This window comes from Vreelandella sp. F11 (assembly GCF_042466685.1).
Classification (GTDB): Bacteria; Pseudomonadota; Gammaproteobacteria; order Pseudomonadales; family Halomonadaceae; genus Vreelandella.
The window spans coordinates 2001118-2024795 of the sequence record NZ_CP170448.1; the positions used below are offsets into that span (position 1 = coordinate 2001118).

General features: G+C 53.0%; 18 protein-coding genes. 13 read left to right on the top strand and 5 right to left on the bottom strand.

What is annotated here, in order from left to right:
• Positions 1–89 precede the first annotated feature (89 nt).
• Positions 90–557 carry a MerR family transcriptional regulator gene (locus ACFIOZ_RS09030; protein ID WP_386083333.1) on the bottom strand — a complete coding sequence of 156 codons (468 nt, stop codon included), beginning with the start codon at positions 555–557 and terminating at the stop codon, positions 90–92.
• 361 nt (positions 558–918) lie between these two features.
• On the opposite strand from ACFIOZ_RS09030, the gene ACFIOZ_RS09035 reads away from it, so the two are divergent.
• The 9 genes from ACFIOZ_RS09035 (at position 919) to ACFIOZ_RS09075 (ending at position 10127) form a co-directional block, all read left to right on the top strand.
• Positions 919–1725 (top strand): ABC transporter ATP-binding protein, encoded by an 807-nt coding sequence (locus ACFIOZ_RS09035; protein WP_336272897.1) that lies wholly within the window; start codon positions 919–921, stop codon positions 1723–1725.
• Positions 1722–2465: an ABC transporter ATP-binding protein gene (locus ACFIOZ_RS09040; protein WP_226249569.1), complete on the top strand. Its 744-nt coding sequence runs from the start codon at positions 1722–1724 to the stop codon at positions 2463–2465. Before ACFIOZ_RS09035 ends, ACFIOZ_RS09040 begins: the two co-directional genes overlap by 4 nt.
• 145 nt (positions 2466–2610) lie before the next feature.
• Positions 2611–3834, top strand: coding sequence for an ABC transporter substrate-binding protein (locus ACFIOZ_RS09045; protein ID WP_386083335.1), 1224 nt, complete (start codon positions 2611–2613; stop codon positions 3832–3834).
• Between the two features lie 101 nt (positions 3835–3935).
• Positions 3936–4823, top strand: a complete 888-nt coding sequence (locus ACFIOZ_RS09050; protein ID WP_386083337.1) for a branched-chain amino acid ABC transporter permease — start codon at positions 3936–3938, stop codon at positions 4821–4823.
• Between the two features lie 2 nt (positions 4824–4825).
• Positions 4826–5818: a branched-chain amino acid ABC transporter permease gene (locus ACFIOZ_RS09055; RefSeq protein WP_386083339.1), complete on the top strand. Its 993-nt coding sequence runs from the start codon at positions 4826–4828 to the stop codon at positions 5816–5818.
• Between the two features lie 252 nt (positions 5819–6070).
• On the top strand, positions 6071–7225 hold the full coding sequence (locus tag ACFIOZ_RS09060; protein ID WP_386083341.1) for an acyl-CoA dehydrogenase family protein: 1155 nt from the start codon (positions 6071–6073) through the stop codon (positions 7223–7225).
• 17 nt (positions 7226–7242) lie between these two features.
• Positions 7243–8358 (top strand): enoyl-CoA hydratase/isomerase family protein, encoded by a 1116-nt coding sequence (locus tag ACFIOZ_RS09065; RefSeq protein WP_386083343.1) that lies wholly within the window; start codon positions 7243–7245, stop codon positions 8356–8358.
• A gap of 37 nt (positions 8359–8395) precedes the next feature.
• Complete coding sequence (mmsB, locus tag ACFIOZ_RS09070; RefSeq protein ID WP_386083345.1) at positions 8396–9298, top strand: 3-hydroxyisobutyrate dehydrogenase; 903 nt, start codon at positions 8396–8398, stop codon at positions 9296–9298.
• A gap of 205 nt (positions 9299–9503) precedes the next feature.
• A complete protein-coding gene (locus tag ACFIOZ_RS09075; RefSeq protein ID WP_386083347.1) occupies positions 9504–10127 on the top strand; it encodes a glutathione S-transferase family protein in 624 nt (207 codons plus the stop codon).
• Between the two features lie 150 nt (positions 10128–10277).
• On the opposite strand, the gene ACFIOZ_RS09080 is transcribed toward ACFIOZ_RS09075, so the two are convergent.
• Complete coding sequence (locus ACFIOZ_RS09080) at positions 10278–11213, bottom strand: ketopantoate reductase family protein (protein WP_386084032.1); 936 nt, start codon at positions 11211–11213, stop codon at positions 10278–10280.
• A gap of 460 nt (positions 11214–11673) precedes the next feature.
• Between ACFIOZ_RS09080 and ACFIOZ_RS09085 the strand changes: the two genes are divergently transcribed.
• The 3 genes from ACFIOZ_RS09085 (at position 11674) to ACFIOZ_RS09095 (ending at position 18569) form a co-directional block, all read left to right on the top strand.
• Positions 11674–12912, top strand: coding sequence for a DUF4297 family anti-phage-associated protein (locus ACFIOZ_RS09085; RefSeq protein WP_386083349.1), 1239 nt, complete (start codon positions 11674–11676; stop codon positions 12910–12912).
• Positions 12909–14675 (top strand): anti-phage-associated helicase HerA, encoded by a 1767-nt coding sequence (herA, locus tag ACFIOZ_RS09090; protein ID WP_386083351.1) that lies wholly within the window; start codon positions 12909–12911, stop codon positions 14673–14675. The genes ACFIOZ_RS09085 and herA overlap by 4 nt, the downstream gene beginning before the upstream one ends.
• Before the next feature lie 963 nt (positions 14676–15638).
• Positions 15639–18569: a hypothetical protein gene (locus tag ACFIOZ_RS09095; RefSeq protein ID WP_386083353.1), complete on the top strand. Its 2931-nt coding sequence runs from the start codon at positions 15639–15641 to the stop codon at positions 18567–18569.
• A 213-nt stretch (positions 18570–18782) separates the two neighbouring features.
• On the opposite strand, the gene ACFIOZ_RS09100 is transcribed toward ACFIOZ_RS09095, so the two are convergent.
• Positions 18783–19334, bottom strand: a complete 552-nt coding sequence (locus ACFIOZ_RS09100) for an invasion associated locus B family protein (protein ID WP_386083354.1) — start codon at positions 19332–19334, stop codon at positions 18783–18785.
• A gap of 552 nt (positions 19335–19886) precedes the next feature.
• Between ACFIOZ_RS09100 and ACFIOZ_RS09105 the strand changes: the two genes are divergently transcribed.
• Positions 19887–20873 (top strand): AraC family transcriptional regulator, encoded by a 987-nt coding sequence (locus ACFIOZ_RS09105; protein ID WP_386083356.1) that lies wholly within the window; start codon positions 19887–19889, stop codon positions 20871–20873.
• A gap of 53 nt (positions 20874–20926) precedes the next feature.
• On the opposite strand, the gene ACFIOZ_RS09110 is transcribed toward ACFIOZ_RS09105, so the two are convergent.
• Together ACFIOZ_RS09110 and ACFIOZ_RS09115 are read right to left on the bottom strand one after the other, a co-directional pair.
• Positions 20927–22366, bottom strand: a complete 1440-nt coding sequence (locus ACFIOZ_RS09110) for an FAD-binding oxidoreductase (RefSeq protein ID WP_386083358.1) — start codon at positions 22364–22366, stop codon at positions 20927–20929.
• Positions 22367–22573: 207 nt separating this feature from the next.
• Positions 22574–23272 (bottom strand): phosphatase PAP2 family protein, encoded by a 699-nt coding sequence (locus tag ACFIOZ_RS09115; RefSeq protein WP_386083360.1) that lies wholly within the window; start codon positions 23270–23272, stop codon positions 22574–22576.
• Positions 23273–23678 lie beyond the last annotated feature (406 nt).

Below are 23678 nucleotides of genomic sequence, written 5' to 3' on the forward strand. Positions count from 1 at the left end.
CCTGTTGCTAATTTATTGGTATTTGCTAACTATGCTGGCTAGCTGTGTCGGCGAGTCGAACGGGCTTAATTAGATGACCGGGCGCCGATTCAGTGCATAGTGGCGGAAGAGGAGGAAGCCGTTTTTTCGGAAGTACTCGTTCGCTCATCTTCGGTTTGTGTTTCGTGTGGCCCTTTTTCATTAAGCTCTTCTAACGCCTGGCGGCAGCGAATTTCGGCACTTTCAAGTTCTAACTGCACCATGGTGATGTCTTTCATCTGCTGGTCGAGAGCTGCCCTGCGCTCGGCTATTTTGCTGAGCATTAAATGCAGCTGCTTTTTACTGCCGCTGCGAGTTTCATCCCATAGCTCGAATAGTTCGCGAATTTCAGCCAATGAAAATCCCAGCCGCTTGCCACGAATGGTGAGCTTGAGTCGAACCCGATCTTTACTGCTATAAACCCGGGTCTGCCCACGGCGGGTGGGATGCAGCAGTTCTTGATCTTCATAGAAGCGAATGCTTCGGGTAGTTAAATCAAATTCGCTGGCCAGTTCACTAATCGAGTAAGTTTTGCTCATGGTGACGTTCTCTCAAAAAGGCATGTTGTTAACAATAATTCCTAAAGATTGTTCCTACGATATGCCTTCTATGGAACACTTCCACTGAGGCTAAAACAAGTTTACGTTAACGTAAAGCAATAACTGCTAGCAGTTGAAAAGCGTTGAAATCGTGTAAGCTATTGATATTTATATTTTGAAGTCAGTTATAGGTACAACAAATTATCGCCGATAGACCAAAGTTGTAATTGTATTGCCATAGCGAGAGTTGCTAGTTTGCACGTACACCTTACGTTCAGGTAAGGCAGTGGCAGCCCATAATAAGGGTGCCGCCTTAGCCAATACCGCATTCAGCACTACAACAATAAGAGGCTGTCACTCTATGAGTGCAAACGATGTCCTTCAGGGACCTGTCCTCGAAACCCGAGGGCTGACCAAAGAGTTTCGCGGCTTTACTGCCGTGGACGACGTCAATCTTCAGGTGCAGGAAGGACACATACACGCGCTGATAGGGCCTAATGGCGCGGGTAAAACCACAGTATTTAATCTGCTGACCAAATTTTTACCGCCTACCCGCGGAGACATTTTGTATCGTGGCAAGTCGATCACCAGTAAAAAATCCAACGAAATTGCTCAGTTAGGCTTGGTGCGCTCATTTCAGATCTCTGCGGTGTTTGCTCACATGACGGCCCTTGAGAATGTGCGGGTAGCCCTGCAGCGCAAGTTGGGTACATCGTTTCATTTCTGGAAGTCTGAAAAATCCCTGGATCACCTTAATGAGCGAGCCCTTGAGCTACTGGAAGAAGTGGGGCTGCGGGAGTATGCCGATACCTTAACGGTAGAGATGCCCTATGGGCGCAAGCGAGCGCTTGAGCTAGCCACCACCTTGGCGCTCGATCCCACCATGATGCTGCTTGATGAACCTACTCAGGGTATGGGCGCGGAAGACGTTGACCGTATCGTGGCGTTGATTAAGCGTGTCTCCCAGGGGCGTACTGTATTAATGGTGGAGCATAACTTAAGCGTCGTGAGCCGCCTGTGTGATCGCATCACCGTGTTGGCGCGAGGCGCTGTTCTGGCCGAGGGCGATTACGATGCTGTTTCCCGGAACCCTCTGGTGCGCGAGGCCTATATGGGCAGCGACGCCGCGGAAGAGGATGGTTCTGAAAAAGAGGGAGCTGCTGTATGAACATCGCTGAGGCCGAAGCGCCTGTTGAGAACACGCAAAGTCTGGAAATGTTGCGCGTGCAGGATCTACACGCCTTTTATGGCGAGTCTCATATCCTGCACGGCGTCAATTTTGATGTGAAGCGTGGCGAGCTGGTGACGCTGCTGGGGCGTAACGGTGCAGGCCGAAGCACTACGCTGAAATCGATTATGAACATGGTGGGGCGCCGTACCGGCTCTATCGTGATTAACGGCAATGAAACGCTGCATATGAAGCCGCACCATATTCCACGGTTAGGCATCGGTTACTGCCCTGAGGAGCGCGGCATTTTTGCCAGCTTGGATGTGCATGAAAACCTGCTGCTCCCGCCTACCGTGCGTTCCGGCGGTATGAGCCTGGACGAAATCTATGCCATGTTTCCGAACCTCTATGAACGGCGTCGAAGCCAGGGCACGCGACTTTCCGGTGGCGAGCAGCAGATGCTGGCCATGGCGCGCATTCTGCGTACGGGTGCTCGCATGCTGCTACTCGATGAAATTACCGAAGGGCTTGCACCAGTCATCGTACAGAAACTTGCCGAGGTGCTGGTTCAGCTAAAAGAGCGCGGGATGACCATTGTGCTCGTAGAGCAAAACTTTCGCTTCGCGGCGCCGCTGGCGGATCGCCACTTCGTGATGGATCACGGGCAGATTGTCGAAGAAATTAGCGCCGCGCAGCTGCCATCGCGGCGGGAACATCTCAACTCAATGCTAGGGGTATAACGCACCATTAGACGTACCTGACGACACACTCGCTGTTCATAAGAACAATAAATGCATCATTTACTTGGTAGATCGTTACACAACCGCTCAAGCACACCATAACCGCTATATCACAACAACAAGGCCCCAGAGCCAGGAGAAGAACATGACCTTTATGAAAAAAACGCTGGCTGCCAGCATCGCCGTGGCGGCAGCTTCAAGCTTCGCTGTGTCCACCGCCCAGGCAGATATGAGCGATGGTGAAGTCCGTATTGGTTACCTCGCCGATATGTCCGGCACTTATCGCGACCTTGCAGGCCCAGGCGGCTTGACCGCCATGGAGATGGCGGTGGCCGATTTTGGCGGCAGCGTAAATGGCGCCCCCATCGTTATTTCCAGTGCTGACGATCGCAACAGCGCTGACGTGGGGGCTAATACCGTGCGTGGTTGGATCGATCAGGATAACGTCGATATGGTGGGCGGCTTGGTAGCGTCTTCTGTGTCTATTGCGGTAACCAAAGTGCTTGAAGAGAACAACGGTCTGGGCATCGTTTCCGGCTCGGCGGCGTCTAGCATTACCAACGAGCACTGCACCCCTAACCATATTCACTGGGTGTATGACACCTATCCGCTTGCTAATGGTACTGCCAAGGCCGTTGTAGAGCAGGGCGGTGATACGTGGTTCATGTTGACCGCTGACTACGCCTTTGGCCATGCGCTGGAAGCCGATGTAACCAAAGTCGTTGAAGAGAGTGGCGGTGAAATTGTCGGCGGCGTACGCCACCCATTCCCCACCAATGATTTCTCATCGTACATTCTTCAAGCACAGGGTTCTGGCGCGAAAATTGTTGGTCTGGCCAACGCCGGTGCTGACACCGTTAACGCTATCACCACAGCTAGCCAGTTTGGTTTAACTCAATCCGGACAGCAGCTTGCAGGCCTGTTGATTTTCTTGAATGACGTGCACGCCCTTGGCCTGGAAGCCACCCAGAACCTGCTGCTAACTACCGGTTGGTACTGGGACATGGATGAGCAGTCCCGCGAATGGGCCCAGCGCTACTTTGATGAAGTGGGCCGCATGCCGACCATGGTTCAGGCGGGCATCTACTCCAGTACCATGCACTACCTGAAAGCCGTTGAAGCCGCGGGCACCGACGACCCTGAAACCGTGCGCGCGCAAATGGCCGAAATGCCCATTGAGGACTTCTTTGCCCGTAACGGTACCATTCGTGAAGATGGTCGCATGATCCACGATATGTACCTGGCCCAGGTAAAAACACCCGAAGAGTCTACCGGTGAGTGGGATCTTTACGAAATCCTCAGCACCATTCCCGCCGAAGAAGCCTACCGCCCGCTGTCTGAAAGCCAATGCAAATTGGTGCAGAACTGATTTTCAGGCAGCGCCTGGATCAGATAGCAATCGCAAGTGACGTGTAGAGCCAGTTGGCGGCAAGTGGCCGCCAACTGCTCTACGGCGAGGAGAGTCGCGTTATGACGATGATATTCGGCGTGCCATTGGCCGTCTTCATGGGGCAGCTCACGCTGGGCCTTGTGAATGGCGCCTTTTACGCACTGCTCAGCCTGGGCCTGGCGGTCATCTTCGGCCTGTTGAAGATCGTCAACTTTGCCCACGGGGCGCAATACATGCTGGGGGCCTTCGCCGCGCTGTTAGGCTTTCGTTATTTGGGTATTAATTACTGGCTGGCGCTGTTTTTAGTGCCGCTAGTGGTGGGTGCCTTTGGTGTGCTGCTTGAGCGTTTTTTACTGCGCAGAATCGCTCACTTAGACCACCTTTATGGGCTGCTGCTAACCTTTGGTTTAGCGCTGATTTTTGAGGGTACGCTGGTCAACTTCTTCGGGGTTTCCGGGGCGCGCTACGCAACACCTGAGATTCTTCAGGGTGGTTTGAATCTTGGCTTTATGTTCCTGCCTACTTACCGCGCCTGGGTGCTAGTGGCGGCGTTGGCGATGTGCCTGTTCACCTGGTTTATGATCGAGCGTACGCGGTTGGGTGCTTACCTGCGTGCGGGGACTGAAAACTCGCAGTTGATGCAAGCCTTTGGCGTTAATGTACCGCTGTTGATCACGCTTACCTATGGCTTTGGCGTTGGCTTGGCCGCGTTTGCTGGTGTGCTGGCTGCGCCGCTCTATCCGGTGTCACCGACCATGGGCTCGAGCCTGTTAATCGTGGTCTTTGCCGTGGTGGTGATCGGCGGTATGGGCTCGATTTTAGGAGCTATTATTACCGGTCTCTCTATGGGGATTATCGAAGGGCTGACCAAAGTCTATTACCCCGAGGCGTCCAATACGGTGATCTTTCTTGTCATGATCCTCGTGCTCATGTTGCGCCCTGCGGGGCTGTTCGGTAAGGAGGCATAAGCATGGCGGAATCTCAAACAATAGCGGCACCATCCGCCGTACTGGAACGCCAGAAGCGGGCTAAGTTTCGCCGCAATATGTTCTATGTGGCGCTGATTGTCGTTGGGTTGGTGGCACCATTCTTAGCCTACCCCGTATTCCTAATGAAGGTGCTCTGTTTTGCGCTGTTTGCCTGTGCCTTTAATCTGCTGCTTGGCTATGCGGGGCTACTCTCTTTTGGTCATGCGGCATTTCTGGCCACCGGTGGCTACGTAACCGGCTACCTGTTGGCAAGCTACCCTGGATTAACCCCAGAGCTGGGTATTATTGCGGGCACGTTGCTGGCAACCGTGTTGGGTGCGCTATTTGGGGTGCTCTCCATTCGTCGCCAGGGCATCTATTTCGCCATGGTAACGCTGGCGCTGGCGCAGTTGATGTTCTTTGTTTACATCCAGGCGCCCTTTACCGGCGGTGAGGATGGGTTGCATGGCGTGCCCCGTGGCGAGCTGTTTGGGGTGATCAGTCTGCGCAGCAATCTAGCAATGTACTACTTCGTCTTCGTGATCTTTCTGTTTGGCTACGCACTGATTCAGCGCACGGTGCACTCACCGTTTGGCCAAGTGCTAAAAGCCATTCGTGAAAATGAACCTCGAGCAATATCGCTGGGTTACAACACCGACGCCTACAAACTCGTAGCGTTTGTAATCTCCGCGGGTTTGGCGGGCCTGGCGGGCTCGACCAAAACCGTGGTGTTCCAGCTGGCTTCATTGACCGATGCCCACTGGCACATGTCGGGTGAGGTGATTTTGATGACCCTGCTGGGCGGCGTTGGCACTCTGTTGGGTCCTTTGATGGGCGCAGGTATTGTGGTGAGCCTGCAGCATATCCTGGCGCAGTCGCCGCTGGGCAACTGGGTTAGCGTGATTTTGGGCATCATCTTTGTGGTCTGTGTGCTCAGCTTCCGCAGCGGAATCATCGGCGAGCTGGATAAGATGTATCGCAAAAACTTTAAGTAGCCGTTTTTAATAGCGGTTTTAAAGAGTAGGTTTTAAGAGCGGCTGCTCTGTGCCGTACTCATTGATTCTTCCCGTTGGGTGCCGTTTGGCACCCTTTTTTTATTCAAGCCTTTTAGGTTTAAGTTTTTTAGGTCTAAGCCTAAGGTCGCAACCGCTGGTATGTTGCTTGTGGTGAGGTAAATAGATAAGTTAACGTAAACGTCAATTATAACGACAACACCCTGTGTGCTCGCACATTAGCGGAGATACGCCATGAATTTTGAGCTCAATGAAGACCAGGTTGCCTTTGCCGATATGGCGCGGGCCTTTGCCCAAAACGAGCTGGAGCCCCACGCCGCCGAGTGGGATCAGACCTCGTTTTTCCCTGTCGATGTGATTCGCAAAGCGGGCGAGCTGGGCTTCTGCTCCCTTTATGCGCCGGAGAGCGTGGGCGGGTTGGGCCTTTCGCGCCTTGATGCCAGCATTATCTTTGAACAGCTCTCCATGGGCTGCACCTCAACCACGGCCTATCTGACCATTCACAATATGGTCACTTGGATGCTGGCGGACTTTGGCACACCGGAAGCCGTAGAGCAGTGGGGTGCAAGGCTGGCCACAGGCGAGCTACTGGGTTCTTACTGTTTAACCGAACCTAACTCAGGCTCCGACGCCGCCTCACTGAAAACCACCGCCAAGCGCGATGGCGATCACTACGTGCTGACCGGCAGTAAGATGTTTATTTCCGGCGCCGGTAGCACCGACTTTCTGGTGGTCATGGCGCGTACTGGCGGTGAGGGCGCCAGCGGCGTCTCGGCGTTTGCGGTCGATGCCAAGAGTGAGGGCATTAGCTATGGGCGCAAGGAAGAGAAAATGGGCTGGAATAGCCAGCCAACCCGCATGATCACTTTTGAAGACGTTCGGGTGCCCGCCAATCATCTGCTCGGCAATGAAGGCGACGGTTTTAAAATCGCCATGAAGGGCCTCGACGGCGGGCGTATCAATATTGCAACCTGCTCTATCGGCACCGCCCAGCAGGCAATCAATAAAGCGCGGGAGTATATGCTGGAGCGCAAACAATTCGGCAAGCGCCTAGCCGAGTTCCAGGCGCTGCAGTTCCGCTTGGCCGATATGGTCACTGAGCTGGTGGCCGCCCGGCAGCTGGTGCGCATGGCCGCTACCAAGCTGGACGCAGGCCACGCCGACGCCCCCACTTACTGCGCTATGGCCAAACGCTTCGCTACCGATGTGGGCTTCAAGGTGTGCGACGAAGCGCTTCAACTATACGGTGGCAACGGCTATATCAAGGAGTACCCCATGGAGCGCTATGTGCGTGATACTCGGGTTCACCGGATTCTGGAAGGCACTAACGAAATCATGCGTCTGATCATCTCCCGCCGGGTGCTGGCAGATGGCGCCACCGAGCTGTAAGAGGATAAGGAATGCCAATGAGCAGCGTACTGTTTACCGAACACCCCACCCAAGACGGCCACGTGATTGGCGAGGTGAAACTCGACGCTGAGCGCTCGCTGAACGCGTTAACGCTTGAGATGTGTGAAGAGATGTTGCCCCGCCTGCGCGCCTGGGCCACTGATGATCGGGTGGTAGCGATACTGCTGGATAGCGCAGGCGAAAAAGCGTTTTGTGCCGGTGGTGACGTGGTGAATCTGTATAAAACGATTACCGGCGAGGGTGATCCCAGCTTTCCCGAGCGCTTTTTCGAGACCGAGTATCGGCTCGATTTTCTTTTGCACACCTACCCCAAACCGGTGATCTGCTGGGGCAACGGTATTGTGATGGGCGGCGGCATGGGGCTATTAAGCGCCAGTAGTCACCGGGTAGTGACGGAGACCTCGCGCTTGGCAATGCCGGAAGTCACCATCGGGCTTTACCCGGATGTTGGCGCCAGCTGGTTTTTGAACCGCCTGCCCAACGGCGCAGGGCGCTTTTTAGCCATGACGGGCTGCCAAATCAATGCGCCTGATGCCGTTCACCTGGGCTTGGCTGACCGCTGTATCGCCAGCGACCACCGTGATGCCATGCTGCAGCAACTGACCGACGCACAATGGGGCGCCGGTGAAAATACCGATGCCAACGGTGTGGTTAACCGCATTATGCGTGAGCTTGAGCAAACATCCCAGCCGGTATTCGCTGAGCTGGAAGCGCCCGTTTACCAACACTCACCACTGATTCGTGAATTGATGGATCACGACAGCGTAGAACAAATTGTCGCCGCTATTACGGCGGTAAAAAGCGACAATAAGTGGTTTAGCAAAGCTCAACAAACGCTGGCCCACGGCAGCCCTGTCTCTGTTAAGTTAATCGATGAGCAGCTAAAGCGTGCCAAGCACATGTCGCTGGCAGAGGTGTTCCAGTCCGAAATGTCCCTCTCGGTACAGTGCTGCCGACACCGTGAGTTCCCCGAGGGTGTGCGCGCACTGCTGGTCGATAAAGATGGGCAACCGAACTGGACCTATCCCGATGTGGCCTCGGTAGAGGATAGCTTTATCAACGAGCTACTATCTTCCGCATGGTCGCAAAATCCGCTGGCGGATCTACGCTAATATAATCTTCCCATTACCGGCTAATAAGGATAATAAAATGAACACCATCGCATTTATCGGCCTGGGCAATATGGGCGGCCCCATGGCTGCCAATCTAGTAAAAGCAGGCTATGACGTGCGCGCCTTTGATCTTTCTCAAGAGGCGCAAGACACCGCCAAAGCGAATGGCTGTGAAGTGGCTTTCTCGGCTCAGGAAGCTGCCACCGATGCCGACTTTATTATTTCAATGCTGCCCGCCGGAAAGCATGTGCGGGGGCTATATATTGAAGACGATGCGCCGCTGTTTGAAGTGATCAAGCAGGGGGCGCTGGTCATTGACTGCTCTACCATTGACGGAGCCACCGCCCAAGGCGTTGCTGAAGAGGGCGAGAAGCTGGGTATCGGTTTTGTCGACGCCCCGGTTTCTGGCGGCGTGGGCGGCGCGCAAGCGGGCACCTTGACCTTTATCGTAGGCGGCAGCGAGGCCGAGTTCAGACAGGCCAAACCGGTGCTGGAAGCCATGGGCAAAAACATCTTCCACGCTGGAGGTCATGGTGCAGGACAGGTGGCTAAAGTCTGCAACAATATGCTGCTCTCTATCCTGATGGCGGGCACCTGCGAAGCGATCAATATGGGGGTTAAAAATGGCCTGGATCCCGCGGTGCTTTCAGAAATCATGAAGCAGAGCTCCGGCGGTAACTGGGCGCTCAATGTTTACAACCCCTACCCAGGCGTCATGGAAAACGCACCGGCCTCCAAAAACTACCAGGGCGGCTTCCAAGTCGACCTAATGATCAAAGACTTAGGCCTCGCCATGGATGTCAGTCAGCAGAGCGCCTCCGCCGTCCCCATGGGCTCCGCCGCCCGCTCACTGTTCACCCTGCATAAAGCCAAAGGCAACGGTAAACTCGACTTCTCTAGCCTGATGCAGTTCTATCAGGATAAAGAGGGTGAATCGTGAGGTGTGAGGAGTAAATGGTTAGGGGTAAATGGTGAGGAGGACGGGGTTTTGTAGCGCGTGGTAACGAGTTTTGCGAGGAACGAGCAACACGAGGCACCCGCGGGAGGGCGGCACAGCCGCCCCAGCTATCCCACCAAAGCCACAGCTTGTCTCCGACCTCAAGGGCGGGCAAACTTAAAGAAACTGCTCATATACAAGGACTGCCATGATCACGCTTTGGGGCCGCAACAACTCCACCAACGTCAAAAAAGTGCTTTGGGTGCTAGAAGAGCTGGAACTGCCGTTTGAGCAGATCCAGGCCGGGCTTGAGCACGGGGTAAATAACACCCCGGAGTACCTGGCCATGAACCCCACCGGGCTAGTGCCGCTACTTAAAGATGACGCCACCAACAGCGTGCTTTGGGAATCCAATACGATTATTCGCTACCTTGCCGCCCAGTATGAAAGCAAGCTATGGATCGAAGCCCCCGCTGAACGGGCGCAGGCAGAAAAGTGGATGGATTGGTCGAACAGCACCCTGTCACCCAGGCACCGCACGATTCTGATGGGCTATGTCAGAACCCCACCCGAAAAACGCGACACTGCTGCCATTGAAGCAGGTATGCAGGCGTGTGAAGAGCTGTTTGAGCTAATGGAAAGCGTGCTGACCAAGCAAGCGTTCTTCTCGGGCAGTGAATTTGGCCTGGGCGATATTGCCGTTGCCCCCTTTATCTACAACTTATGGCATATCGGCTTAACCTGGCAGCCGCGCCCTAATTTAGAGCGCTGGTACCAACAAATCGCCGAACGCCCCGCCTACCAAAAAGTGGTGGTGATTCCGGTTACCTGATATTTGAATCTGAATGAGAGAAGTGCGCTTGTGACACGCTCTAAATGCCTGGCTAGGAAGAGGTTTTTATGTAGCGCGTGGTAACGAGTAGCGAGCGAAGCGAGAAACGAGGCACCCGCGGGAGGGCAGCAAAGCTGCCCCAGGTAATGCCTAAAAGCTCGCCTCAATCTCCGCCAACTCATCATCCAACCCCTGCAACACCTCGCGTGCCAACCCATGCCGCTTCGCACTCTCAATCAACGGCCCCAATATCGCCCCGCGCTCGGTGGGGCGTTTGGCCTCTACATCCTGCAACATCGAAGCCTTATTGTTCGCGGTGTTCTCCACCACCTGCCACACCAACGCCAACCACGCTTGCTCACCACTCATACCATTACCTTGGCCACCGTTCGGCGGCTGAATACCTTCTGCCTGCATAACCGCCGCGACTTCCCTCACCACAGCTTCCACACGCTGCGCATAAGGGTCGGCGCGAAGCTTCCCATTACGCACGCCATTCAGCGCCACTAGAGGGTTAATCGCCGCGTTCACCGCCAGTTTTTGCCACAGGCGTTGGCGAATATCGCACACCTTTGTGGCGGCGAGCCCTACCTGGGTTAATGTGTGCGCGAGTTCTTCCGCCAGCGCACCGTGCTGATTGTTTAAATCGCCCACAAAGGTATGCCCGCGCCCCGCATGAACCACGCCATCATCACCGGTTAGGTAAGCCCCTTCAGTTGTTGTCGCGCACAACACTGGCCCCGGCCACGCCTGAGTAATACGCGGCTGCGCTAAAAAACCGTTCTGCCACAGCACCAGCGGAGTAGAAGGGGAAATACAGTCAGTAATGCCAGCAAGCGCCGACTCAGCCACCATGGCTTTGGTAGTGATATGTACAAAGGTGGGTGGTTCATGCGTTTCAGAGGTGAGTTGGGCAACCGTGAGTATATTGAGAGGCTGCACCTTTTGTTCGCCTTCAGGTGTGGAAAGTGCTTGCTGCTCAGGCAGCGCACGTCGACCGAGTAGCGTAGTGGCCGCTATGGGTGAAAGCGAATGGGCCAGCAGGCGGCCAATGGCACCAGGGCCGATAATCCAGTGGGTCGTCATCTTCAAGATTGTTGCTCAGCAGCGTTGTTACCGCCAAGCTTACAGTGTCCATTGCCCAGAAATGAAGGCGGTATAAACGGTTAATTTCCAGTGACGGCAGCAATCATTATCTGGTAGCTTTGAAGCTAAGGGGATTTTGAAAGTTTGCATGTGGAATGGGTGAATGGTTGAGTCGGTGGTTGCTGCAGGGGCACTCTGGTTGCAGGGCTGCTTTCGACCCTAAGCGGACATTCTTTGAAATGCAGCAGAAGCGCGAATTTTGGCTATGCTGTCTAGTTTAAATTAACAGTCAAAAGGGTCATAGGTTTGAAAGAATCTGGCAGGCTGCATTTGCTGAAAAAAAGTGCCAGCACGTTTACTCAATCATAAAACGCGCCGTCTAATACGATGTTAGACCGACAAGTTACTCCACATTATGTGGTTGAAGCCTAAGAAAGTTTTCCAAAAAAGGAATATTTTAGTGTCAAACCGTTCTGCCCATGCGACCATAAAAGGATACTTCTACCAGTTCGATCATACGATAGTAAGTATTCTCAACGCATCCGCGCCACAATCGAGAATAGTAGTGGAGGGTATTGAGGACATCGATCTTGACGACGGGGATTACCGCACGTTAGTTCAGTGCAAATATTACGAAGGAACAATATATAACCATTCGGTAATCAAGGATGCCGTGATTCAGATGTTACGGCACTATTCTACAGAAGGCTGCCCAACGGATCAGCGTTTTAATTACCGAGTCTATGGGCATTATAAATCGGGACAGGAAAAGCTGCTAGCTGATTTTGATTTAGAATTTCTCAAGAAAAATTTTCTTACTTACAAGCAGGAGAAAGTTGTTCATGAGGTACACACTGAGCTTGGGGTTAATGATACGCAACTAGAAAACTTTCGTAGTCAACTGGGTATAGATCTTAATGCTCCGTCTTATGATGATCAGCAGAGAAGCGTTATTAGGCTCCTTGTCTCCCAAATTCCCGGATGTACCCCTGACGATGCAAAGGTGTTTTACTATCCGAACGCAATCAATGTTATTCAGTCCTTGGCAATCCAGGCCGACATTAATGCACGAGAAATTACCAAAGCCAGTTTTCTTAAAGAGGTGAATCGAAAGGAAGTAGTGTTTAATTTGTGGCTACGGGAAAAATTTGGCAACGACTATTATGCAAAACTTATTAAGAAAAAATTTTTCAAGTTTGCTTCAACCAAAACCCCCAAAGCGTCTAGAATTTTCATTATTGATATAACTGGTGAATTCAGTATTCCGGATTTTACTGGCCTGTTAGTGAAAATAGCAACCACTTTCTCTCATGTCGAACACACTCGCACGCCGCAAAGTGATAGATTTTGTCCGTATTTACTGATACGCGGAATTTCAGAGGATGATTTAGTTTCGCTAAAGGGCAATCTCTTAAGGCAGGGGTTTAATTTTGATGATGGATATCCGTTTAAGGGATCTGATTTTTGTCCTGATCACCTTGTTACAGAGCCATCGAAAGAAAATCGCATTCGTCTAAAGTTCATACCTGCAGTTGATTATCTTGATCCTGTCGTCTCAAAAATCAAAGGTTCTTTGGTCGAAATATTTGACTTCTATAAAGACCTTCCAGTTGAGTCACAGTATTTTCCAAAAGGTGAAAACCATAACACCATTAAAGTAGATAGCGCATATTTTATTGAGGAGGTTTTAAGATCATGACAAACGCTGCAGAAATAAAGGCTGAGGTAATTGCGGTATATCCGGATAAAGTTAAAATCTCTGTTGAAGATATAGCGGCATTTTCCGGAGGAAAGAGTATAAAGGTCGGATCGTACTTGCGAATAACTGATAGCGACGATTGCGCTCTCATTGCAACCATTGAAAACTTCAGCATAGAAGTGACAGATAAGGCTGAGCGGCGGCATATAATTGAGGCTTTACCGCTTGGCATAATTGACGATGGAAAGTTTATCCGCGGAGGAGATACTTTAACTATTCCTCCAACCGGCGTCTCCCCTGCTACTGAAGAGGATGTTAAGAAAATTTTCGAGGATTCAGTTGATTCGAAGAAAAAATTTGTTTTTTGCTCGCTGGCTACAAACCACGACGTGAAAGTTCCCGTCGACGGCAACCGATTTTTTAACAAGCACATTGCCGTGGTTGGCTCTACTGGCGCAGGTAAGTCGCATACTATATCGAAAGTAATCCAGAATGCCGTCGCTGCAAAAAATGGAGAGTACACGCTAAATAACTCTCATATTGTTGTCTTTGACATACACTCGGAATACAAAACTGCTTTCCCAAATGCGAACTTCCTCAATGTGAACAATCTTCACCTTCCGTACTGGCTTCTTAATAGTGAAGAGTTGGAAGAGATTCTTCTAGATACGGGTGAACGTGACAATTATAACCAGTCCTCAGTATTTCGGAACCTGGTTACAGAAAACAAAAGAAAGCACAACCCTGAAAAGAGGTCTATATTTTATGATAGCCCGCTAAGGTTTGACATTCATGAGGTTTTGAATGCTCTTTACAATATAAAAAACGAAACAGTAAACGCAAAAAACGAATCACGATATATGATTGTAGATGGCTCCTATACGCTAAAAGATGGAAAAACTGATGCCACCCATGGCATACAGCTTATGGCGGCAGAGAGACTAGATAAGTATTTCGAAGGTAGGCTTGAGTTTCATCAAACAAAGTCCCAGAGCATATCCAAAGGGGACTATGCCGATGGTAGCTTGAATAAATTTTTTGCACGCTTTGAATCGAAAGTTGCTCAAGAAAGATTGGGCTTTTTATTCGGAAATACAAGTGAAGAGGCTACGCTAGAGAGTACGCTAAAAAGCCTTTTGGGTTATTGTGAGGAAAAGTCAAATGTTACTATCATTGACTTAAGTGGTGTCCCATTCGAGGTTCTAAGCATTACTGTGTCACTAATCTCTAGAATACTGTTTGAGCATGGTTACTATTATAAGGTTCTGAGGAGTAATGCCGGCGAGGCAATCAATAATGATGCGCCTATTTTGTTGGCTTACGAGGAAGCACACAAGTATGTCCCAAACAGTGACTTAGCAAGGTTCAGAGCCTCAAAACTTTCTATTGAACGTATTGCAAAGGAAGGCCGAAAGTATGGAGTCACACTACTACTATCCAGCCAAAGGCCATCCGAAATATCGGAAACAATATTTTCGCAGTGCAGTAACTTTCTGGCAATGAGACTGACGAACCCAAGCGATCAGAATTATGTCGCTCGGCTTCTTCCAGATACTCTAGGAAATCTCTGTGACAAATTACCTACGCTCAGCGCTGGGGAAGCACTTCTCATTGGCGAGGCAGTAGTAATGCCATCCTTGGTCAAGGTTGATGAGTGTGACCTTCCTCCCTCATCTAACGACATACCGTATTTTGAGCTATGGAAAGAGGAATGGAAAGAGCTTGATTTTAGTGCGATAAAGCAAGCATGGCTCAAAGATTAAGGTGTTTGCACAAATAGTCTAACAAGCGGCTGCACGGCGACCTGTTTTCTGCCGCTTCGCGGCTCCAAACCGGCGAGTGAGCCGCGCGTTCAAGCGCTATATAAGTGGCTTCTTAAAGACCGCTCTTGGCCGGATGCTGAATTTTAGGTGACGCTGATGGATAAAAGTTGGCAGTAAATGACCCAAAAGCGGGCAGGCTACATTGCTCATAAACGTTTGATTCCACTTTCAGTTCACCACGGCGCGGGGACGTCTAAATTTTTCGTTAAATCCTTTCAAATAAGCTGGTTGTAGAAAGTGGTCTTCGGGTTGAGAGTGTTCATCATCTTCAAGGCCAGCTTGTAGGATGTCAGATGCGGCTTTGCATAACCTAAACGTATCTTAGTTGATGAATGTGAGCATAGTGCCTGGAGTAATTCGACGATTATTTTGGGCTGTCAACATGCGCGAGCATGGTCTCGGTCGGAGTCATCATGCACTCGTTGCGAAGGCTGGTGTCTGAACATTCAGGAGTCCTAAATACCGCAAATGCTGCGCTTATTAGTTGAATTCAGGTCTCCAGTAGTGATTCGGCGTGCAGCTTTTCTAGTGTACATTCTCGGCTTCGTCCAGGAGGCCAATAATCTGTTCTTCACTGAAACGCTTCTTCATGTCCAATCTCCTTACCCATAGGATCAGGCTCTAAAGTGTAGCGCTTCGATCTGGGGGTGACGTCGGTGCTGAATTATAAACCCCCGCTTTATTTGATGAGGTTTTTCATATTGACTCAGCATTTAAATAAACGAACCTTATCAATATATTTGCGACTAAAAATAGCTTTTGCAACGCACCGTTATACTCGCGGCAGCGTTGGGTTGCTGAACCGCTCCCTCCCATAAGTAGCTTCACGCTGAGATGCGTTGATCTAAAAATTAAGATCCCTAAATGACTGTTTTCTAATAAGTTGGCGTGAGGAGTGGTGCAGTGAATAATGTCTCAATAAATTATTTGCGATTAGGCGCAACCATTGCATTTATGCTGACGGGTGCTCTCTTGGGATTTCCCGCCTTGTCACAAGAGACAGCTTTTACTTGCAGTGTTGAGGTGCAGGGCGAAGAAAGTAAACTGACATGTTTGAATGAAAACGGCACACCCGCCAGTTTCCATTATCAAGCGGCCCTACAAAACCGGATTTACCTGGAATATGGTCTGACACTGTTAGGGTGTGCTGTGCCGAAGATAGACGGCGACTTGAACGATGCAGACGATTCTATAGCGTGTGTTCAGAACATGTTCGGTCTGCCGCCAGGAGAGCTTTCGCGGGATGACGCACATTACATTAGTGCCGCAGCCGGAAATACACACAGCCGGGAGCGTGCATTAGACTACTTGGCAACCCGAGGCTATCATCTTGTCAATGCCCATGGAGCGCTCACCGAGGTTCCTCACCTTGTAGGCCGTGTCCCGCTGAGCTTTCCGGCGCTCGAAGAGCCCCCCTCTGGCAAGAGGTCGATCATTAGTGACTACCGGTTTTACAACTTCGTTTATGACGCCAAAAACTCATTCGTCCAAGAAGTGTCGCTGACGAATCCTGCTGTCTTCTTAAGGAATTTTTTTAAACCGGTCGCCACGCTTCTCGACCCCTCCGATGAACCCCAGGGAGGGGCATTAAACCAAGCTTGGCAAAACGTTCTCTATGAAGAAAGTCGGTACGCGAGGCTCTTCACTGATCCTGTGATGGCGGCGATCGCGGAGGCTCCCCCGGTGCTTCGATGTATATATGATCAATATTCGGCCGCGCCGGCTGACGACCGGGATTACCTCACGTCTGCGCGGAGCATTAACCTTGCATTCTGGTCTGGCGCTGTTCCCGCAGCGATCGGCCCTGAAGCACTGCGTGCATTTCAGGTGCCGGAGTCAGGTTTGCATCCATTACTTATCATCGGCCCCCCCGTTGACGCTTGCCCTGAGACACTCGGCTTGGCGCTTGAGGTCATGGCGACGCAGTTTCCTGGGCAGGTGGCTGCCACTGAGGCACCTGCCTCGGTTGATTCAGAAGACGCTGTCTTGGTGGTAGCAGGGGCGGGGCCGGAGCTAGGCTATCTGCCTCGTAGTAAGAGGCGCTACTTTACGCGGATAATCGAAGGTGACAAATCGGCCGGCAATTCGGCTGCCAACAAAATTGGTATCTATATCGCATTCCACCGGGCATACGACACAACCTGTCGTGCCGAGATGACGGATGACTGGGAGGAGTATACTTTCACGCGCGAAAGTGACCGCCTCGCTCTTCGCGAGGAGGAGAAAATTAGGCTCTCTCCTTCGGAATTCGAGGAGTTCTATCTTGCCGCTTCGTCGTTGGTGCCGGTTGTTATTGCAGAGTATGAGGAGGATCCAATAAAGGATTTCGGGAGCAGGGATCCGAACGCTGCCGTTCCTGAAGTTTACGCGATCCGTACTCAGACCGATGAGGAGAACGAGGCCGCCTTCGCCGAGATCCTTGCGCGCGAAGGATGCCGCTCTGAACTGGCTGGAGCGCTTCGCGCTGCATTGTCTGAGCATCTTCCCCAGATGACGATCAGCGAGGGTGAATCCACCGTTGCGATCTATTTCCAGGGCGTCACCGGCGCGCGAAGTATGAATGTTATACTCGATGCACCATACGATCCAGACAGCATGCAAAGGGCGAGAGTTGTTAGCAGCTCTGATGCCGGGTTGTTTCCACTGGGGAGCGATTACGGCGGCAGGATGCTGTCATACATCGCCCGCGGAGACTTCGGCGCTGCACGCCGAGAGCATCGCAAGTCGGCCGACGAAGCGGTAAGGCAAATTCGGGCGATGGGGCCGTCGGGCTTCAACCCGGTCGCAGATTTCTACGAATGGGGCTTCCGAACCAGCGACAACTTCAGCCCGATGAATGCCTTAATCACGTCCTACATCATCCGTCGGGTTCAGGTTCTGGGCTCCTGCGAAGATCGATTGATCCCCATCTCACGCACCTATATCGAAACCGAGACGACACGAAACGGCTATGGCACCGAAATCATGTCCCGGGAAATAGGACGCTACAACGAGCAAGTAACGGTTCCAGCTGCCTTTTATCCTATCGTCGATCAAGCCGAGGATATCACGCCCGGCGTCTACTCACGTGAGCTTGTCGATGGCGCAATTGAGGAGCTTTCATGCGCTTCCGAGATGCGCAAGCATCTCGAAGCCAATATGATCGCCTTCAATAGTGGTGGGGATCCCGCCTGGGTCAGCCCAGAAAACGAACGGCTTTTCAGCTCCAGTGATCAATCTGTTGGACCGGGAGAGAGTGCGTACGTTTACGCCGGTGCCGATGCAACCGTGATGCTGATAGAGGAGGCTGCCAAAGGTACCGATCCCAGGCTGTCGCTTCTTCACGACATGCCGGATAACGCCGACAGGTCGCCGGGGGAGTTGAACCTTCTCTTGATCGACGACATTCCGGCTGTTGTTTTCGACTCCAGCTATTTTGGCGTAAAGCCCGGCGAGCGTGTGCCTGGTCGTGTCGTGCGACTGATAATGACGTGCGGTGAAAACGGAGAGCTCGACGTCAGTCAATTTGTGTCCAGCACGCAGCCCAACGATCTTGACCCGGATGCAACCTATGTACTGATCTATCGCGCCTACGGAATGGATGGGGAGTGGACGTTTCCCGTTCGCCTTGAGAACCAGATAGATGGCGATGAAGGATTTACCTTCGCACGGTTCCGTGGGCAGATGACCGTCGACGACAGCACCTTTGCAGGACTTCGACCGACATCCAATTTCATCAGCTCAGTGCCAATGCCAAATGAAAATTATCATCTGGACGCTGGAGTCGACGGGGGACGCGTCAACACGACACTTGCTCCGCTGCTTGACCATTGCAGAGCAATCGGAACACCTTGATTCATGAGGCTGATGCTCTATCCATTACGCGGCTTTATTGAGCACTTATCGATTTCCTCTGCGCGTCGCTTCATGTGGCTAAAATGCTAAGTGCTAGAGCGCAGTTTTGCATGGCCCCGAGGCAGCAGGCGTAAACATACGCCTGCTGGCAACGGCTGAGTAGACTTGTTTCCGGCCCTATTTATCCGGCTTTGCCGGGCAAGATCCCTAAGATCAGGGGGCGATGCGGGTACTGGCATCCGTAAAGCCGATCAGCGAAATGTCTATGTCCATGCGTTCACCGCGTGGGCTAATCATGCTGAGGGTTGCCGTACTGCCACTACGGAGTTGCTGCAACATCGACGAGTCAATGGGCACATCAGCACGGCACCCTTGCTCTTGGCAGACCTGATAGGGGAAGGGGATTGGCTCACTGTTATCCACGCTCAATTGCAAGCCCGGGGCCAAGCGCACCCCCAGGGGCACGAAGAAGCTCATCACCGGGTCATCGATCTGGGGCGGGTAGTCGAGAATGACCTGCATCAAGGGCTGGTCGCTGTCAGGTTGAGTGATCAATTGCGACATTGCACAAGGGCTCGGGCCCTCGGCACTACGCTGGCAACGGACTTCCCAATCCTGGAACGACTCGGTAGTGACATCATTACCGGACGCTGCCCCAGGTTGTTGTTGGCTGAAGGCATTGGGGGATAACGCCAAGAGCGATAATAGCCCCATCCTGCATAGGTTTTGAGACAGGTTTTGAGTAAGAGAGTTTGGCATTGGCATAACCTCCTGTTGGTTCGCTGATGGTAAATAATAATACTCACCATGCCTGCTTGTTAGCTTGAGGTCGAGCCCTTGATTGACGAGAGCGTGGTTGGGCAGTTTACCTTCCTCTCCACCCAGTCTCCCTGAGCGCTTTTTATTTAGCTATACTTAAAGTAAGCGGGCAAGTATTTTTATCTACGAAATCATTTGTACATAGGCGAACTTAAGATAGTTGCATCTAGACCAACTTAGCTTATCCATGCTTTCGCGATACGGGACGTATTAAGAGCCTGCCGATGTGACCTCTGGACTTTAGGGGAAAGAGGTAAGTCGGTTTCATCATTTTGGTAAAAGAATCGCTAAGGCCGAACCTTGAGAGGCCTGACTACCTATACTGCAATGATCACACTCCCATGTCGGGTTCAGAAACATTCTTAATTTGAGGTTTTTACATGAAATCTCAGCTCTCTATTATTGCCTTTATATCCGACTTCATCTAACTATGCATGTCATCACGGGCGGTTGCTCAGTCGTCTACCTTTCGGGCTGCGTTGCGAGTGAGGTAAAGATGTGATCGACCACGATTTCCTTTCCGAAATGCTGCGCAGCGTCCGTCTGTCTGGTGCGGTGTTCTTCGAGGTGGACGCGGCAGCGCCCTGGGTGGCAGCAGCGCCGCCCAAAGAAAAGCTTGCGCAGACAGTGGTGTCCGGCGCGCAGCACGTGATCGAATACCACGTCATTGTCGAAGGTAGCTGTTGGACTAGGCTGACCAATCCCGATAGCCATCCGATCAAGCTGGGGCCAGGAAGCGTGGTGGTTTTTCCACACGGCGACACGCACGTCCTGGCCAGTGATCCTGGCCTTGATGCGGTGCCAAACCTCGCTGTATTTGACGAGGTCGCACGCGGGCGCTCGCTGCCGTTCCACATTGATTTCCGGGACGGCGAAGTCGGTACCACTCGGCTCCTTTGCGGCTTTCTCGGTTTTGATGTGGCACCCTTCAATCCGCTGATCTCAGCGCTCCCTCGTGTTATCCATGTACCTGATGGCTACGGCAGTGGCGATGGCTTCCTTGGGCATCTGATCGGTGCAGCTGCGCGAGAGAGTGAAGCGACCGATGCTGGAAGCGGTGGGGTGCTGGTAAAGCTGAGCGAGCTCATCTTCATCGAGGCAATCCGGAGGCACGCGGCTTCCTTGCCTTCGGATGCTAATGGTTGGCTCGCCGGTCTGCGCGATCCAGCGGTAGGCCGAGCGCTGCGGCTGTTGCACCGCGATTGCGCCCACCACTGGACAGTTGCTGAACTCGCGCGCGAGGCGGGTATGTCGCGCACCACTCTTTCTGAGCGATTTACAGCGCTTTTGGGCCTACCGCCTATGACCTATCTCACGAGCTGGCGGATGCAGCGAGCGGCAAGCTTGCTTAGTGCGGGTACGGCAACGCTCGCCCAGATCACTGACGCAATTGGCTATGAATCCGAGGCCTCTTTCAGCCGTGCCTTCAAGCGGATGACGGGCCTATCGCCGACGCACTGGCGGCAAAAAGCGCGGCATCGCTGAATGCTCCGGAAGATAGCGCCGCCGAGGTTGTCCCCAGCGGCACATTATCAGCATCACCCGGCCAGCTGAACCTCAGAGTCGGGTAAGATGTTCTGGTTGAGACGGAACCGGTTCTCGGGGTCATAGCAGGCCTTGACTGCTGTGAGGCGGGCGTAGTTTGCACCGTAGGCTTCGGCTACGCGGGCGCTCTCTTCGGCTGGCATGAAGTTGACGTAGACGCCCGCGGAGTAAGGAGAAAGTGCTTCGAAAAGGCCACGCGCCCAGCCACGAGCTGCGTCGTCCTTTGCCGGATCCTGCCAGCGAGTGTGAATATTGACCACGTAATGGGGGCGGCGCTGAACGAAGGCGGTCTCATGCGGTGCGACGCGAGACAATGCGCCGCCCACATGAGCGACAAAAATCTCCGTTTCCGCGTCGGGCAAGCGATCGACGGCCTCGATAAGCGCTTCGATAGCGGTGTCGGGTAGTTCGAGCAAGTCGTGGGACTTCCAATAGTTGCGTGCGCCGGGGATCAGGAGCGGATCGAAGATCTGCTGGAACTCGGCAAAAGGCTGAATGCCAGCCAGAAGTGCGAGCGGGCTGCTAACCGCCCGGAGAGGAGCGATTGAGGCCTCGCCATCTTCGGGTTCCCCTGCGTAGCAAAACGCCATCATTGCGATACCTGTGCCGTGTGATTCCTCAGACAGGAAAGGCATTGGGGGCGCATTGCGCACCACCATCCACGTCGTCAACTCCTCCGGGCCGCTTTCCATCAGCTCCCGCTGAAGCGCGAAGAGCTCCCGAGCCCGCTCAAGCGGCAGGAAGAGTAGACCGCACAGCAGGTTGGATCGGACAACCCTTGCCTGGAACTCGAAACGGGTGATGACGCCGAAATTACCACCTCCACCGCGGAGCGCCCAGAAGAGGTCGGGGTTCTCGTCCGCTGTAGCGCACAGCCGCGCGCCATCAGCGGTGACGACATCGGCCGCAACCAGGCTATCGATCGTGAGGCCGTGCGCCCGCGTCAGCCAACCGAAACCGCCGCCGAGGGTGAGGCCTGCAATGCCGGTCGTCGAGTTGATTCCGACGGGTACTGCAAGTCCGTAGGGAGTGGTCGCCGCATCGAGATCGGCCAGCGTGGCGCCGGGGCCCACCTGGACGCGGTGTGTCCTAGGGTTCACGTCGACATTGTTCATCGCGGAGAGGTCAATCATCAGGCCGCCCTCCGTAACCGCGTTCCCCGCGATATTGTGCCCGCCGCCTTTGATGGAGATAAGCGCATCGGTCTGGCGTGCGAAGTTCACTACTGCGGCGACATCGTTGGCATTGGCGCAACGTGCGATCAGAGCAGGCCGCTTGTCGATCATCGCATTCCAGACGCTGCGGGCCGTGTCGTAGCCCTCATCGCCAGGCAGTAGCAGCGGGCCGGTCATATCCGCGCGCAGTGTCGAAATCATTTTGGCAGTAAGGCTACAAGTCCCGCCATCGAGCGTCTTGAGAATAAAATCGGTCATGGCTTTGATCCTTTTGGAAGGGCTCCCCCGGCCGCCGGACGCTCGCCGTAAAGGCGAGGAGCTGTCATGGTGGCGAACCTTCGTAGGTACCTCTTTCGAGGGCACGCCACAAGCATAGGAGTCGACCGCATCACTAGGAATTGCCGTGCGTCCGGGTAAAACTGCCGTTCGTCCGGAATAGAGGGAATCGATAGCAGGAATCGAGGGTCAATCTGCGCTGCTCTCTTCCGGTTCTATCTGCCCGCGCCGTTGCATCCATTGCATCACGATCCAACACAGCGCTGCCCAGCTCGCTCCGGCCGTCCAGCCGGCAAGTACATCGGTTGGCCAATGGACACCGAGATAGACGCGGCTTATGCCCACTAGTAGGGTTAACAATATCGCCAGTAGCAGGAGGTAAGCCTTCAGCCTCAGCGCGGGCTGTACGCGAATGAGTAGCGCGGCCAGGGTGAGGTAGGTTACGGCAGACATCATTGAGTGGCCGCTGGGAAAGCTCGCGGTGTAGACCATGGCTTCATGAGGCACGAGATCGGGGCGAGGGCGATCAAAGCCCAGCTTCATCACGGTGCTGAGGAGTATGCCGCCGGGCACCGCGATCGAAGCAAAAAGAGCCGCGCGATAGTGTCTGGCAAGTAACAGGTAGCCCAGGGCGCCTAATGTGATGAGTACCAGCACGCCGACACCGCCCAGTGCGGTAAAGTCCCGGCCCATTTCCTCAACCCAGCCCGGCCCGATCGGGTCGCTGAGATCTGCCGGGTTGCGAAGAGCGAGCAGCAGGCTTTCATCGACGCTATGGGTGTCTCCCTCGATAACTTCTTCGGCCAGCGCGACGAACCCCCAAATCCCACCGGAAAGTAGCGCGACGCATAGCAGCATCGCTAGTTCGTAGCGGCCGAGCCGAGCCATTAGGGAAAATCCTTTGCGCCCAACTTGTCCAAGTTTTCCATAGTGCTTCATTGGCAACTCCTTTGCTTTGATAAGTGATACGCAACGTCGGTTATGACGGCTTATTGTGCCTGCGTTATCAATAGCGCGGAAAACCGCTTACTTATAGTGCGTGTTGACGTTTGTTAGAATAAGTTTGGCAGGATAGTCAAATATTGTCGCCGAAGGACTTGCGCCAGGCACGGGGCTGTACTGATGGCACTGCCTGAAGTGTTGCCGAAACGAAGTTGTCGTGTGTCATTCCTGAGCTGGATCATCTTATGTGATTCATGCAACCATTTGATAATAATGGTAATTCATAACCTATGTTAGGTTGGTAAAGCAGGTGGTTGTTTTAGAATAACGCTAATAAAACCATTTGCCTGAG

What these genes read in the sequence shown, in the direction of transcription:
- ACFIOZ_RS09030 (WP_386083333.1), bottom strand. Translation starts at nt 557, where the DNA reads ATGAGCAAAACTTACTCGATTAGTGAACTGGCCAGCGAATTTGATTTA.
- ACFIOZ_RS09035 (WP_336272897.1), top strand. Translation starts at nt 919, where the DNA reads ATGAGTGCAAACGATGTCCTTCAGGGACCTGTCCTCGAAACCCGAGGG.
- ACFIOZ_RS09040 (WP_226249569.1), top strand. Translation starts at nt 1,722, where the DNA reads ATGAACATCGCTGAGGCCGAAGCGCCTGTTGAGAACACGCAAAGTCTG.
- ACFIOZ_RS09045 (WP_386083335.1), top strand. Translation starts at nt 2,611, where the DNA reads ATGACCTTTATGAAAAAAACGCTGGCTGCCAGCATCGCCGTGGCGGCA.
- ACFIOZ_RS09050 (WP_386083337.1), top strand. Translation starts at nt 3,936, where the DNA reads ATGACGATGATATTCGGCGTGCCATTGGCCGTCTTCATGGGGCAGCTC.
- ACFIOZ_RS09055 (WP_386083339.1), top strand. Translation starts at nt 4,826, where the DNA reads ATGGCGGAATCTCAAACAATAGCGGCACCATCCGCCGTACTGGAACGC.
- ACFIOZ_RS09060 (WP_386083341.1), top strand. Translation starts at nt 6,071, where the DNA reads ATGAATTTTGAGCTCAATGAAGACCAGGTTGCCTTTGCCGATATGGCG.
- ACFIOZ_RS09065 (WP_386083343.1), top strand. Translation starts at nt 7,243, where the DNA reads ATGAGCAGCGTACTGTTTACCGAACACCCCACCCAAGACGGCCACGTG.
- mmsB (WP_386083345.1), top strand. Translation starts at nt 8,396, where the DNA reads ATGAACACCATCGCATTTATCGGCCTGGGCAATATGGGCGGCCCCATG.
- ACFIOZ_RS09075 (WP_386083347.1), top strand. Translation starts at nt 9,504, where the DNA reads ATGATCACGCTTTGGGGCCGCAACAACTCCACCAACGTCAAAAAAGTG.
- ACFIOZ_RS09080 (WP_386084032.1), bottom strand. Translation starts at nt 11,213, where the DNA reads ATGACGACCCACTGGATTATCGGCCCTGGTGCCATTGGCCGCCTGCTG.
- herA (WP_386083351.1), top strand. Translation starts at nt 12,909, where the DNA reads ATGACAAACGCTGCAGAAATAAAGGCTGAGGTAATTGCGGTATATCCG.
- ACFIOZ_RS09100 (WP_386083354.1), bottom strand. Translation starts at nt 19,334, where the DNA reads ATGCCAATGCCAAACTCTCTTACTCAAAACCTGTCTCAAAACCTATGC.
- ACFIOZ_RS09110 (WP_386083358.1), bottom strand. Translation starts at nt 22,366, where the DNA reads ATGACCGATTTTATTCTCAAGACGCTCGATGGCGGGACTTGTAGCCTT.
- ACFIOZ_RS09115 (WP_386083360.1), bottom strand. Translation starts at nt 23,272, where the DNA reads ATGGCTCGGCTCGGCCGCTACGAACTAGCGATGCTGCTATGCGTCGCG.